16 protein-coding genes are annotated in these 17362 nt (G+C 68.6%); 7 read left to right on the top strand and 9 right to left on the bottom strand.

What is annotated here, in order from left to right; translation table 11 throughout:
* Nucleotides 1-129: 129 nt before the first annotated feature.
* Nucleotides 130-1629, bottom strand: coding sequence for a CCA tRNA nucleotidyltransferase (locus tag PJ985_RS01470; RefSeq protein ID WP_443033351.1), 1500 nt, complete (start codon nucleotides 1627-1629; stop codon nucleotides 130-132).
* 198 nt (nucleotides 1630-1827) lie between these two features.
* Here PJ985_RS01470 and PJ985_RS01475 point away from each other — a divergent pair, with 198 nt between their 5' ends.
* The 7 genes from PJ985_RS01475 (at nucleotide 1828) to trxA (ending at nucleotide 11074) form a co-directional block, all read left to right on the top strand.
* On the top strand, nucleotides 1828-4020 hold the full coding sequence (locus PJ985_RS01475; RefSeq protein ID WP_271681622.1) for a DUF6049 family protein: 2193 nt from the start codon (nucleotides 1828-1830) through the stop codon (nucleotides 4018-4020).
* Nucleotides 4021-4053: 33 nt separating this feature from the next.
* On the top strand, nucleotides 4054-6228 hold the full coding sequence (gene murJ / locus PJ985_RS01480) for a murein biosynthesis integral membrane protein MurJ (RefSeq protein WP_271681623.1): 2175 nt from the start codon (nucleotides 4054-4056) through the stop codon (nucleotides 6226-6228).
* A 175-nt stretch (nucleotides 6229-6403) separates the two neighbouring features.
* On the top strand, nucleotides 6404-8086 hold the full coding sequence (locus tag PJ985_RS01485; protein WP_271681624.1) for a protein kinase family protein: 1683 nt from the start codon (nucleotides 6404-6406) through the stop codon (nucleotides 8084-8086).
* Nucleotides 8087-8095: 9 nt separating this feature from the next.
* Nucleotides 8096-8773, top strand: a complete 678-nt coding sequence (gene sigM / locus PJ985_RS01490; RefSeq protein WP_271681625.1) for an RNA polymerase sigma factor SigM — start codon at nucleotides 8096-8098, stop codon at nucleotides 8771-8773.
* Nucleotides 8770-9636 (top strand): anti-sigma factor family protein, encoded by an 867-nt coding sequence (locus PJ985_RS01495; protein WP_271681626.1) that lies wholly within the window; start codon nucleotides 8770-8772, stop codon nucleotides 9634-9636. Before sigM ends, PJ985_RS01495 begins: the two co-directional genes overlap by 4 nt.
* Before the next feature lie 103 nt (nucleotides 9637-9739).
* Nucleotides 9740-10696, top strand: coding sequence for a thioredoxin-disulfide reductase (trxB, locus tag PJ985_RS01500; protein WP_271681627.1), 957 nt, complete (start codon nucleotides 9740-9742; stop codon nucleotides 10694-10696).
* 48 nt (nucleotides 10697-10744) lie between these two features.
* On the top strand, nucleotides 10745-11074 hold the full coding sequence (gene trxA, locus PJ985_RS01505) for a thioredoxin (protein ID WP_271681628.1): 330 nt from the start codon (nucleotides 10745-10747) through the stop codon (nucleotides 11072-11074).
* A gap of 78 nt (nucleotides 11075-11152) precedes the next feature.
* On the opposite strand, the gene PJ985_RS01510 is transcribed toward trxA, so the two are convergent.
* From PJ985_RS01510 to rnpA, 8 genes are all read right to left on the bottom strand, one after another.
* Nucleotides 11153-11770, bottom strand: coding sequence for a GNAT family N-acetyltransferase (locus PJ985_RS01510; RefSeq protein ID WP_271681629.1), 618 nt, complete (start codon nucleotides 11768-11770; stop codon nucleotides 11153-11155).
* A gap of 50 nt (nucleotides 11771-11820) precedes the next feature.
* Nucleotides 11821-12927: a ParB/RepB/Spo0J family partition protein gene (locus PJ985_RS01515; protein ID WP_271681630.1), complete on the bottom strand. Its 1107-nt coding sequence runs from the start codon at nucleotides 12925-12927 to the stop codon at nucleotides 11821-11823.
* Entirely contained in the window at nucleotides 12924-13985 is a 1062-nt protein-coding gene (locus PJ985_RS01520; RefSeq protein WP_271681631.1) for a ParA family protein, read from the bottom strand. The genes PJ985_RS01515 and PJ985_RS01520 overlap by 4 nt, the downstream gene beginning before the upstream one ends.
* Nucleotides 13986-14270: 285 nt before the next feature.
* Nucleotides 14271-14996, bottom strand: a complete 726-nt coding sequence (gene rsmG, locus PJ985_RS01525; protein WP_271681632.1) for a 16S rRNA (guanine(527)-N(7))-methyltransferase RsmG — start codon at nucleotides 14994-14996, stop codon at nucleotides 14271-14273.
* Nucleotides 14993-15496: a Jag family protein gene (locus PJ985_RS01530; protein ID WP_271681633.1), complete on the bottom strand. Its 504-nt coding sequence runs from the start codon at nucleotides 15494-15496 to the stop codon at nucleotides 14993-14995. Before PJ985_RS01530 ends, rsmG begins: the two co-directional genes overlap by 4 nt.
* 20 nt (nucleotides 15497-15516) lie before the next feature.
* Nucleotides 15517-16662 carry a membrane protein insertase YidC gene (yidC, locus tag PJ985_RS01535; protein WP_271682057.1) on the bottom strand — a complete coding sequence of 382 codons (1146 nt, stop codon included), beginning with the start codon at nucleotides 16660-16662 and terminating at the stop codon, nucleotides 15517-15519.
* Between the two features lie 12 nt (nucleotides 16663-16674).
* Nucleotides 16675-16989: a membrane protein insertion efficiency factor YidD gene (gene yidD / locus PJ985_RS01540; RefSeq protein ID WP_271681634.1), complete on the bottom strand. Its 315-nt coding sequence runs from the start codon at nucleotides 16987-16989 to the stop codon at nucleotides 16675-16677.
* Complete coding sequence (gene rnpA / locus PJ985_RS01545; protein WP_271681635.1) at nucleotides 16986-17354, bottom strand: ribonuclease P protein component; 369 nt, start codon at nucleotides 17352-17354, stop codon at nucleotides 16986-16988. Before rnpA ends, yidD begins: the two co-directional genes overlap by 4 nt.
* Nucleotides 17355-17362 lie beyond the last annotated feature (8 nt).

Consider the following 17362-nt stretch of genomic DNA (forward strand, 5'->3'; position numbering starts at 1 on the left):
GGGCTGGGTGCTGTTTCACGTGAAACAGCACCCAGCCCTCGTGGCTGCCAGGCATCTGCTGCGAGGGCCGGCCCTCTGGTCCGGCACCCCCGTCGCGGCAGCTCACGGCGAACCTGGCAGCGACATGACTCAGTCCTGAGCCGCCCACCAGCTCTTGAGTGCGGCCTCAGCCGCCTCGCGTCCCAGCGGGCCGTGCTCCATCCGCAACTCGAGAAGATGGGCGTATGCCTTCCCGATCTGCGGGCCGGGCCCGGCACCGAGGATCTGCATGATCTCGTTGCCGTTGAGATCAGGGCGGATCGAGTCCAGCTCCTCCTGTTCCTGGAGCTGGGCAATGCGGGCTTCCAGGCCGTCGTAGGCCCGGGCGAGCGCCTGCGCCTTCCGCTTGTTCCGGGTGGTGCAGTCCGACCGGGTCAGTTTGTGCAGGCGGCCGAGCAACGGGCCGGCATCGCGCACGTAGCGCCGGACGGCCGAGTCGCTCCACTCACCTCCGCCGTAGCCGTGGAAGCGCAGGTGGAGCTCGACCAGCCGCGACACGTCCTTCACCAGGTCGTTGGGGTACTTGAGCTTGGTCATCCGGGACTTGGTGAGCTTCGCCCCCACCACCTCGTGGTGGTGGAAGGAGACACGCCCGTCCTTCTCGAAGCGACGGGTCTTCGGCTTCCCGATGTCGTGCAGGAGAGCCGCCAGACGCAGCACCAGGTCGGGCTCGCCGTCCTCCAGATCGATTGCCTGCTCGAGCACGGTCAGACTGTGCTCGTAGACGTCCTTGTGCCGGTGATGCTCATCGCTCTCCAGGCGCAGGGCGGGGAGCTCGGGGAGTACCCGGTCCGCCAGCCCTGTGCCGACCAGCAGGGAGAGACCTTTGCGAGGGTGGCTGCCCAGCAGAAGCTTGTTCAGCTCGTCCCGCACCCGCTCCACGGACACGATGTCGATCCGCTCCGCCATCGACCGCATGGCGGCGACCACGTCGTCGGCAACGGTGAAGTCCAGCTGTGCGGCGAAGCGAGCCGCCCGCAGCATGCGCAGCGGGTCGTCGGAGAAGGAGTCCTCGGGGGTCCCCGGGGTGCGCAGCACCCCCCGGGCCAGGTCTTCCAGCCCGCGGTGCGGGTCGATGAATTCCTTGCGGGGCAAGGCCACCGCCATCGCGTTGACGGTGAAGTCACGCCTGCTGAGGTCTTCTTCGATGGAGTTGCCATAAGCCACCACCGGCTTGCGGGAGTCGCGGTTGTAGGCCTCGGAGCGGTAGGTGGTGATCTCGATCTGGAAGTCCCGCGACTCCCCGTTCCCGCTGAGCTGCTTACGGCAGCCGACCGTGCCGAAAGCGATCCCCACCTCCCACACGGCGTCCGCCCACGGGCGCACGAGAGCCAGCACCTCGTCGGGTCTGGCGTCAGTGGTGAAATCGAGATCATTGCCGAGGCGCCCCAGCAACGCGTCGCGCACCGAGCCGCCTACCAGGGCGAGAGAGAAGCCCGCCGCCTCGAACCGGCGGGCAAGGTCGTCAGCGACGGGGGCGACGCGCAGCAGCTCGCTCACGGCCTGCCGCTGAGCCCCTCCTAGCGCCTGGCCCGGGCCGGGTTCGGGAGCGGACGGGACGAAGTGGGTGTGATTCCTGTCGTTCGGCACAACAGCACAGCGTACGTGTCCACCGACGGCCCCGACGGCCCCTTTCCGGCTGGGCTTCGCGGCACTCGGGCAGCTCAGCGGTCGTTACCATGAGCATCAGGTTCGACCGGCACAGGACACACGAGGGAACGGGGCTCAGGAGTGGCTGAGGCGGGAGATACGGCCTCCTGTGGACGAGGGTCCCGAGGGCTGGTGCTGGTGGCACTCCTTGCTCTCCTTCCCTTCCTGGCCGGGCTGGTGCCCTTGCCGGGCCAGCAGGCGTGGGCGGCGGAGGCCGGCACCGGCACGCGTACCGCGAGCGTCGATCTCACCAGCGTCAGTCCCTCCGCGCCGAGAAAGGGCGACACCCTGACGCTCCGCGGTACCGTGACCAACGAGGGCACCTCGCCTCTCATCAACGCCTCGCTGTCGCCCCGCGAGGGTGTCCGGCTGAGCAGCCGCGACAGCATTGACGAAGCGATGCAGCGCGAAGGCTTCAGCACCCCGGCGGACGGCAGCCTGATCCGCGGGCACAGCACTGACATCGCCACCGTTCCCCCCGGCCTCGCCCGCCCGTTCTCCCTCCAGATTCCGGTGTCCGAGCTGGCCCTCGGTCCGGCCGGCGTCTACCAGGTGACGGTCACCCTCACGGGGCAGACCGAAGCCGCCCAGTGGGACCAGGTCCTCGGGGCGGGCCGCACTCTTGTTCCGTGGCAGCAGGAGGGTGCGTACTCCGGCAGTGACGCCCCGGAACCCACCCGGCTGACCGTCCTGTGGCCTCTGATCTCCGGGACCCACCTGACCGCGGAGACCGACGGCGACGAGGAACAGACCCCCCTGTTCAAGGACGACTCCCTGCTGGCCGAGATCTCCTCCGGGGGGCGGCTCCACCAGCTCGTCTCCCGTGGTGCCGAGCTTCCCGTCACCTGGGTGATCGATCCGGACCTCCTCGCCTCGGTGGACGCCATGACCGAGGAGTACCGGGTCCGCAGCGCCGACGGCCCGGTGCGCGGACAGGGGCAGGACGCGGCTCGCGCCTGGCTGCACCAGCTACGGGAAGCAGTGTCCGAGGAAGAGGTGGTCGCTCTGCCCTTCGGTGACCCCGACCTGGCCTCTCTCGCCCATCAGGGCAAGGATGTACCGGGTGTCCTCGGACAGCTCAAGAAAGCAACCGATCTGGCGGACGTGACCGTTCGCACAGTGCTGGGCGTGGAGCCGGACACCGACTTCGCCTGGCCCGTCGAAGGGGCCATCGACCCCGCCATCGTGTCCGTTGCCACCTCGGCCAACGCCCAGCACATCATCACGCGCACCGACAGTCTGCGCACCGCCGGTGATCTCCCCTACACGCCCACCGCCGCCCGGCCCATCGGCGGTGGCACCACGGCGCTCGCGGCGGATGCCCAGCTCTCCACACTCTTCGAGGGGGACATGAGCCGGGCGGGCAATGTCTCACGAGCCCACCAGCAGCTGCTGGCCCAGACGCTCTCGATCGCCGAGCAGGCGCCCTCCAGGACGCGGAGCATCCTGCTGGCCCCGCAGCGGATGCCTTCCGCCTCCCAGGTGGAGGCCATGGCCACCGCACTGGACGCACTGCGCGACGACGCCGAGTGGGTGGAGTTCATCAGCCTCGCCGAGGCGTCCGAGGCCGGCCCCGACCCCGAGGCCAACCGCGAAGTGCCGGGAACCGATCAGTACCCGGACCGTCTCCGGGAGCAGGAGCTGTCCGCGGACGCCTTCCAGTCGCTCCGCGCGACGCAACGGGTCCTGGACGACTTCTCGGTGATCCTCACCCGGGCGGACCGGGTCGTGACGCCCTTCGGCAACGCCATCCACCGCGGGCTGTCCACCTCCTGGCGGAACCACGCGGGGGAGGCCGCACGCTACCGCTCCTCCGTCCACCACGAGCTGGTCGGACTGACCGAGCAGGTGCAGCTGATCCAGAAGTCCCCCATCACCCTGTCCGGACGCAGTGCGACGATCCCTGTCACGGTGCAGAACAACCTGGTGCAGGGCGTGGAGGGCCTGGAGCTGCGGCTCACCTCGAGCCGGAGGCTCGGCCTGGACATCGGAGAACCGCAGGAAATCGCGGTGGGCGGAGGACACAGCCAATCGGTGAAATTCTCCACCACCGCCCGGGCAAACGGCCGCACCCTGCTCGAGGCCCAGCTCTACACCCAGGACGGCAAGCCGTACGGGGATCCGATGCGGTTCCACGCCGACGTCACCTCCATCACCTCGGCGGTGCTGATGGTGATCGCCGGCGGTGTGCTTCTGGTGGTGCTCGCGGGCATCCGGATGTACACCCAGCGCAAGCGGGCGGTGGCGGACGCCCCAGCGGGTGAGAGCGGCCCCGACACCGGCGGCGGAGACGGTGACGCCGCAGGCCCGGGTGAGAAGGTGGAGCGTTGAGAGTCCGGCCGGTGACAGCGAAGTGGGGTAGCGATGCAAGCGCCGTACGACCGTGAGCACGGTCAGACACCGGGAGGCAGCGATCCGGTCGCCGCCGGGCCGGCAGACCCCTACCTGGCGGACAGCTACCGGCACGACCCGTACGCCGAGCGGGACCCCTTGACCCAGGACCCGGTGAACGACGCCCTCTACGACCGCGCGTCCCACCCGCCGCCTCCACCGGGCAGTATCCCCGACCCCGACGCCCTCTACCGGCAGCCCCCCGTCTCCCGGCGCGCCCCGGACCCGCGGCGCTGGGCTCCCACCCCGGCCCCCGAGCCGGGCGCCCTCTCCCGTCATCTGCCGCACGGCGACACGCCCCATACCACCCAGTACACCGGAGTCGACGACTTGGTGGACCGCACCAGCTGGAGCGAGGACGAGCGCGACGACGACGCCTTCGCCCACCTCTACCGCGACCAGCAGACCCCCGGACCGCAGACCGGCCCGCACCCCCGGCCGCCGGAGCACCGCTCCTCCCCCCCCGAGCCCGCGCCCAAGGCCGCACCACCTCCCCCTCCCGTGCGCCCCGGTCGCGCCGCCAGCCTGCTGAAATCGAGCGCCATCATGGCGGCGGGCACCCTGGTGTCCCGGCTGACCGGCTTCATCCGTCAGCTGGTCATCGTGGCCGCGCTCGGGGCCGCTGTCCTCGGTGACACCTACGCCATCGCCTGGGCCCTGCCCTCGATGATCTACATCCTCACCATCGGCGGCGGCCTGAACTCGGTCTTCGTCCCCCAGCTCGTCCGCGCCATGAAGGACGACGAGGACGGCGGTGAGGCCTACGCCAACCGGCTGCTCACCCTGGCGATGGTGGTCCTCGCCCTCCTCGTCCTGGTCGCCGTCCTGGTTGCCCCGTTCCTCATCCGGCTGATGTCCGCCAAGATCGCGGACGACCCCGCGGCAGGTGAGGTGGCGGTGACCTTCGCCCGCTACTGCCTGCCCACGATCTTCTTCATGGGCGTCCACGTGATCCTCGGGCAGATCCTGAACGCCCGTGACCGGTTCGGCCCGATGATGTGGACCCCGGTCCTCAACAACATCGTGGTCATCTTCACGTTCGCCATGTTCATCTGGGTCTACGGCACCCAGCGCGCCTCCGGGCTGGGAGTCGAGTCCATCACTCCCGAAGGCGTGCGTCTGCTGGGCGTCGGCACCCTTCTGGGACTGACCGTGCAGGCAGTCGCGATGATGCCGTACCTGCGCGCCTCCGGCTTCCGCCTCCGCCCCCGGTTCGACTGGGTGGGTCACGGCATGGGCAAGGCCATGCGTCTGGCCAAGTGGACCGTTCTCTTCGTCCTCGCCAACCAGATCGGGCTGGTCGTCGTCGCCCAGTTCAGCACCTGGGCCGGTGACAATGCCGAAAGTGCCGGATACCCCGGTACCGGCTTCATCGCCTACAGCAGCGCACTGCTCATCTGGCAGATGCCCCAGGCCATCATCACCGTCTCCGTGATGGCGGCCCTCCTTCCGCGCATCTCCCGCTCCGCTGCCGACGGGGACACCCTCGCCGTCCGGGACGACCTCTCCCACGGGCTGCGCACCTCCGCGGTGGCGATCGTCCCGATGGCGTTCGCCTTCGTGGCGCTCGGTGTGCCGATGTGCACCATGCTCTTCGGCTCCGCCGGTGAGGAGGGCGCCCGGTCGTTCGGCTATATCCTGATGGCGTTCGGGCTCGGCCTGATCCCCTTCTCCGCCCAGTACGTGGTGCTCCGCGCGTTCTACGCCTATGAGGACACCCGTACTCCGTTCTACAACACCGTCATCGTGTCGGCGGTCTGGATCGTCCTCTCCAGCGTTTGTTTCGTGGCGCTCCCCGACCGCTGGGTGGTCGCCGGTATCGCCTTCAGCTACGGCCTCGCCTACGCCGTCGGGGTTGCCGTCGCCGGGCGCCGGCTGCGCCGGCGGATGGGCACCGACCTGGACGGCGCCCGCGTGCTGCGCACCTACATCCGACTCTGCGGGGCAGCTCTCCCGGCCGCCGTCCTCGGTGGCCTGACCGGATACTTCCTCACCCTGTCGCTCGGCAGCGGGATGCTCGGATCTATGGTTGCCCTGGCGGGCGGCGGGCTCGTCCTGCTGACGGTCTTCTACCTCGCTGCCAGCAGGATGCGCATCGAAGAACTGACCGTGCTCACCGGCATGGTGCGGGCCCGCCTCGGCCGCTGACAGACCGTCGGACCGAGCCGGACAAATGGAAAGAAGGCCCGCAGGACACTCCCGGCCACCCGGCGTTCCTCGACCGCTCCGCGCACACATGTCGTGCGGAGTGACGGGGTGACGGCACAATTGAGGCAGGCAGTGTCACGAGGCGACGGCCGAGATCGGGGAGGCGGAAACGACGGTGTCGGAACGCAGCACGGCGGCGAGCCCCTCCACAGGCTCGGACGACGCCCCGGCCGACGCGGAGACCAAGAAGGACGCTCCGTCACGCGACAGCGTCCCGCCCACCGGGAACCCCGACCGACAGGACACCCCGGACGAGCAGGAGAGCATCGAGCTGCACAGCGGCCACAGGCTCGCCGCACGCTACCGGCTCGAGGAGTGCATCACCCGCCTGGACGGCTTCAGCAGCTGGCGGGCGGTCGATGAGAAGCTGCGCCGCGCCGTCGGGGTGCACGTGCTGCCCGCAGCCCACGAGCGGGCGGGTGCGGTGCTGAGTGCCGCCCGTTCAGCGGCGCTGCTCAGCGATCCGCGGTTCGTTCAGGTCCTCGACGCCGACGAACACGACGGCACCGTGCACGTGATTCACGAATGGCTTCCCGATGCTGACCCACTGAGCACGGTGCTGCAGCACGGACCACTCGAGCCGCACGAGGCCTATGCCCTCGTCACCCAGCTGGCCCAGGCCATGACCGCCGCTCACCGCGAAGGGCTGGCTCATCTCCGTCTCACCCCCGGCACCGTACTGCGTACCGGCGCCGGCCAGTACCGGATTCGCGGCCTCGCTGTCGACGCCACTTTGCGGGGCATCACCGCCGACCATCCGGAGCGCACCGACACCGAGGCGATCGGCGCCCTCCTCTACGCGGCACTTACGCAGCGATGGCCCTACGCCGAGGGGGCCTACGGCCTGGCCGGAGTCACCGGCCTCAGCCGCAGTTCCCGGGAGTCCTTGGCCACCCCCGAACAGGTGAGGGCCGGCGTCCACCGCGGGCTCTCGGACCTCGCGATGCGGGCTCTCATCAACGACGGAGCAACCGCCACGAGTCAGGAACAGCCCTGCACCACCCCTGAGGAGCTGGCCCGAGCGGTCGCCGCGATTCCCCGGCTCAAGCCTCCGGAGCCCTCCACCGAACTGCTCACCGGCTATCAGCGCACCACCTATCAGCAGGGCACTTTCGGACCGCAGTCGTTTCCCGGACCGAACGGGCTGGTCGCCCCTCCTCCCGCTGCGCCCCCGGCCCTGCCCGGAAAGACCGGGGCCGCCATCAAGTGGAGCGTGTCGGCCCTGCTGATCGCCGCCCTGGGACTCGGTAGCTGGCAGATCGCCGACGCACTTCTCGAAGGGGACGCGCCGGTCGAGACATCGACGCAGCAGCAGCCCGAATCGGTGGACAACGATCCCGATCCGGTGAGCGAGCAGGTACCGATCAACGGGATCGAGGATTTCGACCCTTTCGGCGGCACCGGCTCCCAGAATCCCCAGTCCGCGCTGAACGCCATCGACGGCGACCCCGAGACGTTCTGGCCGACGAAGAACTACTACGGCCCCGGCTTCGGCAACCTCAAGCCGGGGCTCGGACTCATTCTCGACCTGGGTGAGCCTCAGCAGGTCGGGTCCGTGACGATCGAGGCCCTCGGCACCCACGACATCGAGTTCCACGCCGCGCCGAGTTCCACGACCACCATGCCCTCCGGGACGGATGACTTCGAGTTCGTCACCAAGGGCTCCGGGGATTCCCTCACCCTGACTGCGGAGGAAGCGGTCGACACTCGTTACGTCCTCGTCTGGATCACAGAGCTCCCGCGAGGAGCCGACGGGAACTACCGTGGGCGCATCGCCAACATCACTGTTTCCAGCTAGGGAGCGAAGGTGAAGCCGGACAAGGAGCTCCTTGCCCGCCATGTTGCGGGGGATCCTGATGCCTTCGGGGAGCTCGTCCGCCGACACCGGGACCGCCTGTGGTCCGTAGCGATCAAGACTCTCGGCGATCGCGAGGAGGCGGCCGACGCCGTGCAGGACGCCCTGGTGTCGGCCTATCGCGCCGCCCACACGTTCCGCGGCCAGTCCGCGGTCACCACTTGGCTCCACCGCATCACGGTCAATGCCTGCCTGGACAGGGCCCGCAAAGCCAAGACCCGGCGTACGGCACAGCTACCGGAACCGCAGCGGCTGGAGGACCTCCTGGAGCCGCACGAATCAGCCGAAGCTCCCGTCGAGCGGCAGGCTCTCCGCCAAGAGCTCCGCAGCGCCCTCGACCAGCTCCCGATCGAGCAGCGGGCGGCCCTCGTCCTGGTCGACATGCAGGGATATCCCGTTGCCGAGGCAGCCGGGATCCTTCAGGCGCCCGTCGGTACCGTGAAGAGCCGTTGTGCCCGGGGACGGGCCCGGCTCCTTGCCTTGCTGGGCCCTGTCCGGCCGGACAGAACCACCGGGGAGGGGACAGTCCCGGACAGTGGGGCAAGGAACCGGACACCAGGCACATCCGTCCCACCTTCCAGAGGTACGGGGGAGACCGGAGCTGTGCAGGGTGGAGGTGGACACGCATGACTGAGGCACATCCTGAGCCCGCCGAGATCGCGGCCCTCGGAGAGGATCTGCTCCCGCCGTACGAGGCGGCAACCCTGCAGACCCATCTCGCCCGCTGCCCCCGGTGCTCGGACACCGCTGCGGACCTGGCAGCCCTCCGTAGCGAGCTCGCGACCCTGTCGGCTGACGTCCGGATGCCGGACGACGTCAGCACGCGCATCGACCGCGCGCTGGCCGCGGAAGGCTCTCCGGCCACCGAGGCCCGACCAGCTCCCACGGACATCCCGCAGCGAACGATGCGCGCCCCGGCCTCCTTCGTTTCACGTGAAACCGGCCGGTTCCGGTTCCGGCCCCCGCTGCTGCTCGCCGCTGCCGGAGCAGTCGCAGCCCTGGGCATCGGCGGCCTCCTGCTGCAGAACCTGCAGGGCTCCGGAGGCGGGGATTCCACTGCTGCCACCCTGATGGAGGATTCCCCGGAGGCAGGAGCGCGAGGTGAGGAGGACCACCTTGCCGCCCAGGTGCGACGCCTCCTCTCGGAGGCCGATTCCGGGAGCGGCGACATAGCTGAGGAGTTCTCCGCCGAGCCACACCACGACGAAGCGGAGGAGGATTCCGCGGAAGAGTTCGGCACTCAGGGCCGCGCGCCCACGACGGACGCCGGAGCAATGACCCCCGGCTGCGTGCTGTCAGCGATTGACCGTGGTGAGACCCCGCTGGCCGCCGGGGAGGAGAGCTACCAAGGCACCCCCGCCTATCTGGTGGTCCTGCCGCACGCACAGGACCCCCAGCAGGTCGACGCCTACGTGGTCGATGCCTCCTGTGCCACCGACTCCTCCTCGGAGCCCGGCGAGATTCTGGCCCAGCACAGTTATCCGCGCAACTAGGCGCGTACGTACCAACGGGAATGGACAGGGCCGTAGGATCCGTTACGGAACTGAGAGCCCCGACCGGGGTTCTGGGTAGGCACCCGAGACAAGGAAGAATCCCGTGAGCGACGTCCGCAACGTGATCATTATCGGCTCCGGACCCGCCGGGTACACCGCAGCCCTCTACACTGCACGTGCTTCGCTCAAGCCTCTCGTCTTCGAAGGAGCAGTGACGGCGGGTGGCGCTCTGATGACCACGACCGAGGTCGAGAACTTCCCCGGTTTCCGTGACGGCATCATGGGCCCCGACCTCATGGATCAGATGCGTGCCCAGGCCGAGCGCTTCGGTGCCGAGCTCCTCCCGGAAGACGTGGCGGCCGTCGACCTCAGCGGTGACATCAAGACGGTCACCGACGCGGCGGGCACCGTGCACCGTGCCAGGGCCATCATCGTGGCCACCGGCTCCCAGCACCGCAAGCTCGGCCTGCCGGCCGAGGACGAGCTTTCCGGTCGGGGCGTCTCCTACTGCGCCACGTGTGACGGGTTCTTCTTCCGGGACCAGGACATCGTGGTGGTGGGTGGCGGCGACACCGCCATGGAGGAGGCGACCTTCCTTTCCCGCTTCGCCAAGACGGTCACCATCGTCCACCGTCGCGACAGCCTCCGGGCCTCCAAGGCCATGCAGGAGCGTGCCTTCGCCGACCCGAAGATCAAGTTTCTCTGGAACAGTGAAGTGGTGGGCCTTCACGAGACGGACCGGAAGCTCTCCAGCCTGGTCCTCCGCAACACGAACACCGGTGAGGAGTCGAAGCTGCCGGTCACCGGTCTCTTCGTTGCCATCGGCCACGACCCTCGGGTCGAGCTCTTCACCGGCCAGCTGGACCTGGACGAGGAGGGCTACCTGACGGTTGATGCCCCCTCGACTCGCACCAAGATCCCCGGCGTCTTCGCAGCGGGTGATGTGGTGGACCACACCTACCGCCAGGCGATCACCGCTGCGGGCACCGGCTGTTCTGCCGCGCTCGACGCCGAGCGCTACCTCGCAGCCCTGGCCGACAGCCAGGTCGTCGACGCCTGACCCCTCCCACAGCACCCGAATCCCGCCCCGCATTCAAGGAGAACCATCATGGCTGGCGCCACCGTCACCGCAACCGACGCCGACTTCGAGGAGAAGGTCCTCAAGAGCGATAAGCCCGTCCTGGTCGACTTCTGGGCCGAGTGGTGCGGCCCCTGCCGCCAGATCGCTCCCGCTCTCGAAGCCATCGCCGCCGAGCAGGCGGAGAAGCTCACCATCGTCAAGCTCAACATCGACGAAAACCCGCAGACGGCAGCCAAGTACGGGATCATGTCCATCCCCACCATGAGCGTCTACCAGGGCGGCGAAGTGGTGAAGACCATCGTGGGTGCCAAGCCGAAGGCCGCGATCGAGCGGGACCTCAGCGAGTTCATCGGCTGACGCACTCCCTCTCTCCGGCTTCCTGACATGGCGGTGGCCTGACTCGTTTCACGTGAAACGAGTCAGGCCACCGCCATGTCAGGAAGCACCCAGAGCCGGAGCCGGGCCCTTCCGTCCGAACAGCCGGTCCAGCGCCAGCTCAACGTCGGCCCGCCAGGTCACCGTGCTCTTCAGCTCCATCCGGAGGCGGGGAACCGCCGGGTGCGGGCGTACCACCTCGAAGCCCACCGCCCGCAGATGCCCGGTGGGCAGCATGCACGCGCTCCGCTGCCACCGCTCGTCACCGAACACCTCGATCGCCCGGACCTCGCGGAGAAGCAGGTCCCTGGCCATGGACTGCACCAGCATGCGGCCGAGTCCCTCATTCTCGTAACCGGGTTCCACTCGGCCGGTGATCAGCTGCACCGCATCGGAAGAGACCGGCCCGGTGGGGAAGCCACCGGAGCGAGGCACATAGGCAGGAGGGGCGTACAGGATGTAGCCCGCGGGACTGCCGTCCACCTGAGCCACCCATCCGCACGGCCCCCAGTCCAGCGTGACAGCGGTGATCCAGGAAGCCTTCTCGGTGGACTGCCGCCCGGCCCGCTCCGCAGCGGCACCCCTGACGGGGTCCAGTTCCCAGAACACGCACGAGCGGCAGTCCGCCGGCAGGTCGGGAAGAGTGGCTGCGGTGAGTGGCACAAGCTGACGCCCCATGGATTCATCGTATCCATGGGGCGTCGTTCACATGCCGTGGCGCGTGGGGCTCAGTCCTGCTCTCCCTCTTCGGAAAGCTGCTGTTCCAGGACGCGGCCTTCCCCCGGCGCCAACTGGCCAAGGATGCGCTCCAGGTCTTCTATCGAGGCAAACTCCACGACCAGCTTGCCCTTCTTCTGTCCGAGGTCGACCTTCACCCGGGTCTCGAAACGGTCCGAGAGACGGCCGGCCAACTCGTCCAGGGCCGGCGAAACCCGCTTGCCCGCCCGGGGCCCACGAGCCTTCCCCGCCCCCGGTCCGGACGACTTCTGCAGGGTGACGATCTCCTCCACCGCACGCACCGACAGCCCTTCCGCCACGATGCGGTGCGCCAGCCGGTCCTGCACCTCGGAGTCATCGACCGACAGCAGTGCCCGGGCATGCCCCGCCGACAGCACCCCTGCCGCCACCCGGCGCTGCACCGCGGGGGAGAGCCGCAGCAGCCGCAGCGTGTTGGACACCTGCGGCCGTGAGCGCCCGATCCGGTCGGCCAGCTCGTCATGGGTGCACGCGAAGTCCCGCAGCAGCTGATCGTAGGCGGCCGCCTCCTCCAGTGGATTGAGCTGAGCCCGGTGCAGGTTCTCCAGCAGAGCGTCGAGAAGCAGCCGGTCGTCGTCGGTGGCTCGGACAATGGCCGGGATGTGCTCCAGTCCGGCTTCCCGGCAGGCCCGCCACCGCCGCTCACCCATGATGAGCTCGTACTGGTCTCCGCCGAGGGGGCGGACAACGACCGGCTGGAGCAGCCCCACCTCCTTGACGGAGGTGACCAGTTCGGCCAGCGCATCCTCGTCGAATACCTCACGCGGCTGCCGGGGGTTCCGCGTGATCGCGTCCAGCGGGAGCTCGGCGAAGTGAGCTCCGGCCGCCTCACCGCCTGCCACCGCGGCCGACGGCTTCTGCCCAGCACCGGCGGGGTCACTCGCGCCGTTCTCCCCCGGTGCAGGCGGTGCGGTCAGCCTCGCAGCAGCCACTCCACGCTCGGGGGTCAGCACCGGGACCGCACTGGGGGACGTCGACGCTTCCCCATCGATCACCGTCCGGGACGGATCGGGGCTCGTAGGAGCCGCGGGGATCAACGCGCCCAAGCCCCGGCCGAGTCCTCTGCGTCGTTCGCTCACTGCGTCCCCTCCACCGTCCGGTGCTGTTCCTGTTGCGGGTTCGGACCCCGCAGTGCGATCTCCCGAGCAGCCTCCAGATAGGACAGTGATCCGCTGGAGCTCGGGTCATACGTGAGGACGGTCTGTCCGTAGCTCGGTGCTTCGGAGATCCGTACCGACCGAGGGATGTTCGTGCGGAGTACCTCCTTGCCGAAGTGCTCCCGCACCTCCTCCGCCACCTGGGAGGCCAGCCTGGTCCGCCCGTCGTACATGGTGAGCAGAATCGTCGACACGTGCAGGTCGGTATTGAGATGCCCCCGGACCAGCTCGACGTTGCGCAGCAGCTGGCCCAGCCCTTCGAGCGCGTAGTACTCGCACTGGATCGGAATGGCGACCTCGGCGCCCGCCACCAGGGCGTTCACCGTGAGCAGGCCGAGCGAGGGTGGACAGTCGATGAAGATGTAGTCCAGCGGCTGTTCGTACGCCGCGATCGCTCGCTGCAGCCGGCTCTCCCTGGCGACCAGTGACACCAGCTCGATCTCGGCGCCCGCCAGGTCAATCGTCGCCGGAGCGCAGAACAGTCCCTCGATGTCCGGGACCGGCTGGACCACCTCGGCCAGCGGTCGGCTTTCGACGAGGACGTCATAGATCGAAGGCACCTCGGAATGGTGATCGATGCCGAGCGCCGTCGAGGCGTTCCCCTGCGGATCGAGGTCGATCACCAGCACCCGGGCACCATGCAGCGCCAACGCCGCAGCCAGGTTCACCGTCGTCGTGGTCTTCCCGACACCGCCCTTCTGGTTCGCCACGACCATGATCCGCGTCTCCTCCGGGCGGGGAAGCGAGCCCCGTGCCCGGTGCATCTCTTCCACCGCCTGCTGAGCAGCACGGCCCACCGGAGCGTCACCGGTGGGTGGAGGGGCGCTGTGGGCGATGTCCACCGCACCCCCGGGAGCGTCCCTGAGCTCGGATCTGGGGCCGGGGACCGGGTCGGCCGTCGGCCCAGCAAAGTTGGCGTCGGACCGCAATGGTTCACTCTCCTCGACACGCACAGGCTTCGTGGCTTCAAAGACTGCCATGCCCGGGGGGTTGCGAACCAGCGAGCCCCGCCCAGTTGTGGATACCGGTTCGGTCGAGGACGCCGCGCCTCCCCCTGGAGCGCTCCGGGCACGACGGTCGCGTGGGGCAGCAGCCGCACGGCCGCGACCAAGGATTCCCTGCAGCAGTGAGCGTCGTTTCACGTGAAACACCATGTCGCGCCGGACCCGAGGGTCACGGCGCGACACACCGCAGAAGGAATACTTCCGCATTTCGGGCAGTAGCGGGCATGCGCCGCACCCGGAGGGCGCCGCAGGGCCTCACCTCTAGGGACGGCGCCTCCGCGGACCGGACCGGGCGGCCTTGGCGCGCTTGGTGGCAAACCGCACCCCGCCGGGGCTTTCCCCGACCTCCACCCGGACCACCGTGGAGGGCGGGTCCACCAGGTCGGCCCCGGCCTGGAGCACGGAGGTCTTCACGACTCCCAGCTTCCCCAGGGCTGCCCGGGCCGCCTTCAATTCCTGCTCGGCCGTGTCCCCCTTGATCGCCAGCATCTCCCCGTAGGGCCGCAGCAGAGGGACGCCCCACCCGGCCAGTCGGTCGAGAGGAGCCACCGCACGCGCGGTCACCACCTGGACCGGCTTGAAGGTGCCGAGCACTTCTTCAGCACGGCCCCGCACCACGGTCACATGATCCAGGCCGAGCAGCTCGACCACTTCCTGGAGGAAATTCGTCCGGCGGAGCAGTGGCTCCAGCAGGCTGATCTCCAGGTCGGGGCGGACCAGGGCCAGCGGGATGCCGGGGAGGCCCGCTCCTGAACCGACATCGCAGACCGTCACTCCTTCGGGCACCAGCTCCGAGAGGACCGCGCAGTTCAGCAGGTGCCGGCCCCACAGGCGCGGCACCTCCCGCGGCCCGATGAGACCACGACGGACCCCGGTCTCTGCCAGAAGCTCCGCGTAGCGCACCGCGGCCGGCAACTGCGCCCCGAAGATCTCTTCCGCGACCGCCGGCGGTGCGGAAAGCTCTGCGGAGAGGTCAGCGTCCGTCACGGCAGGACGACCACACGGCGCTGCGGCTCCTCGCCCTCGGACTCACTGCGCAGGCCCGCCTCCGCGACCGCGTCATGCACCACCTTGCGCTCGAACGGCGACATCGGGTCCAGCGTGACCGGCTCCCCACCGGCCTTGACCTGCTGCACGGCTTCCTTGGCCACGGCGGTGAGGTTCTCCCGCTTGCGGGCCCGGAAGCCCCCGATGTCCAGCATCAGCCTGCTGCGCTCCCCGGTCTGCCGGTGGACCGCGAGCCGGGTCAGCTCCTGGAGCGCTTCCAGGACCTCCCCGTCCCGGCCGACGAGCTTCTGCAGGTCGCGGGACGGGCCCTCCCCGACCACCGACACTGCGGCGCGGTCGGCCTCGACATCCATGTCGATGTCACCGTCGAGATCCGCGATGTCGAGAAGCCCCTCGAGATAGTCGGCCGCGATCTCACCCTCCTGCTCCAGGCTGGACAGGGTGTCGGTGCCCTCATCGGCCGAGGTGGTGTCCGTCACGGTGGGACTCCTTGCTTCTCTTACTTCTTGGTCTTCGCTGACAGATCCGGCTTGCCGGCCGGTGTCTTCTTCGCCTGCGGGCCCTGGGCCTTCTTGGCCTGAGCACCCTGCGACTTCTTGGCCTGCGGGCGCTCAGGCTTCTTGCCCTGAGCCCCTTCGGTCTTCTTCGTCCGTGAGTTCCCGGCCTTGTCCAGCTGCGGGCCTTCGGGCTTCTTCACCTGCTCGGACTTCGGCACCGCTGCCTGCCGCTTGGACTTGCTCTGCCGCTTCGGCTGGGCGCGCCGGGCGCGCGCCTCCTCGATGGACTTCTTGGTCTCCAGCTCCTCCGGCTCTTCCTTGAGCTTGCCCTTCTTCCGCAGCTTTTCCTGACGCTGGGTGTAGGCGATGCTGCCGGGAGTGGGGTTGCGCTGGATGACGTACATCTGCTGACCGAGCGTCCACACGTTGGTGGTGAGCCAGTAGATCAGGACACCGACGGGGAAGTTGATACCGAAGACCGCGAACAGCACCGGGAAGATGTACATGAGCATCTTCTGCTGGTTCATGAACGGCGTCTTCACCGTCAGGTCCACGTTCTTCATCATGAGCTGGCGCTGTGTGTAGAACTGCGACAGCGACATCATGAGGATCATGATGACCGTGACCACCCGGACATCTGTCAGGGAGGCGCCGAACTCCGCGAGGCGCTCGGCGTTGTCCATGAACTTGGTGGCGATCGGGGCACCGAAAATGGTGGCTTCCCGGGCGCTGACCACCTGTGCCTCGGTGAGCACACCGACGGTTCGGTTGCCGGCGATGTGATTGAGCACCTGGAACAGCGCGATGAAGAACGGTGACTGCGCCAGAATCGGCAGGCAGCTGGAGAGCGGGTTGGTGCCCGTCTCCTTGTACAGCTTCATCATCTCTTCGGACTGACGCTGCTTGTCACTCTTGTAGCGTTCCTGGATCTTCTTCATCCTCGGCTGCAGCGCCTGCATGTTGCGCGTGGCCTTGATCTGCTTGAAGAAGAGCGGGATCAGCGCGATCCGGATCACGATCACCAGGGAGACGATCGACAGGCCCCATGCCCAGCCGCTGTCTTCGTTGAAGACCAGGCTGTAGAGGTCGTGGAAGCGGACGATGATCCAGGAGACAATCCAATAGAGGGGACTGAGGATCGAGTTGATCGTGTCCACGAGTCAGGCTCCTTGGGCATGGTGGTGGGCGGCCGGGGGCGAAGTCCGAGGGGGATTCCGGGGCTGCAAGCGGTGCCGCATTCGCTGATGCCAGACCGGGTGCTTCCGGGGAGGTACGTGGTCGACCCCGCCGGGTGACCAGGGGTTGCAGCGCAGAATGCGCCAGGCGGTCAGAGCCGTCCCTTTGAGAGCACCGTGCCGGTCGATCGCACCGTACCCGTAATGGGAGCAGGAGGGGTAGTAGCGGCAGACCGGGCCGAGCAGGGGACTGATCGTCCATTGGTAGAGCTTGATCAGCAGCAGCAGCGGGTACTTCACCGTGATGCCCCTCCCAGCAGCCGCTCCAGAGCGGCATCGAGGTCTCGGGCCAGCTGAGCGTGGTCGGCTGTACCCGCGCCGGGCAGAGCCCGCACTACGACCAGGCTACCGGGGGGCACCCGGTCCAGCCGGTCCCGTATCAGGTGCCGCAGCCTTCGCTGCACACGGTTACGGACCACCGCGTTTCCCACCGCCTTGCTGACGACGAAACCCGCACGCGGCGGAGGAAGGTGCTCCTCAGCTGTGTGCGGGTCCGTACGGCTGCTCAGATGGACGACGAGGTGCGGGCGGCCCGCCCTGCGGCCTCGGCGTACCGCGGTCGCGAAGTCCTCGCGCCGCCTCAGCCGGTTGTCGGAGGGCAGCACTGCATGGA

It is taken from the genome of Streptomyces sp. ACA25, assembly GCF_028200735.1.
In the GTDB taxonomy this organism is placed as follows: domain Bacteria; phylum Actinomycetota; class Actinomycetes; order Streptomycetales; family Streptomycetaceae; genus Streptomyces.

Excerpts from the sequence above, each read along its gene's own strand:
- murJ (WP_271681623.1), top strand. The coding sequence starts at position 4,054 with ATGCAAGCGCCGTACGACCGTGAGCACGGTCAGACACCGGGAGGCAGC.
- PJ985_RS01495 (WP_271681626.1), top strand. The coding sequence starts at position 8,770 with ATGACTGAGGCACATCCTGAGCCCGCCGAGATCGCGGCCCTCGGAGAG.
- PJ985_RS01510 (WP_271681629.1), bottom strand. The coding sequence starts at position 11,770 with ATGGGGCGTCAGCTTGTGCCACTCACCGCAGCCACTCTTCCCGACCTG.
- trxA (WP_271681628.1), top strand. The coding sequence starts at position 10,745 with ATGGCTGGCGCCACCGTCACCGCAACCGACGCCGACTTCGAGGAGAAG.
- PJ985_RS01520 (WP_271681631.1), bottom strand. The coding sequence starts at position 13,985 with ATGGCAGTCTTTGAAGCCACGAAGCCTGTGCGTGTCGAGGAGAGTGAA.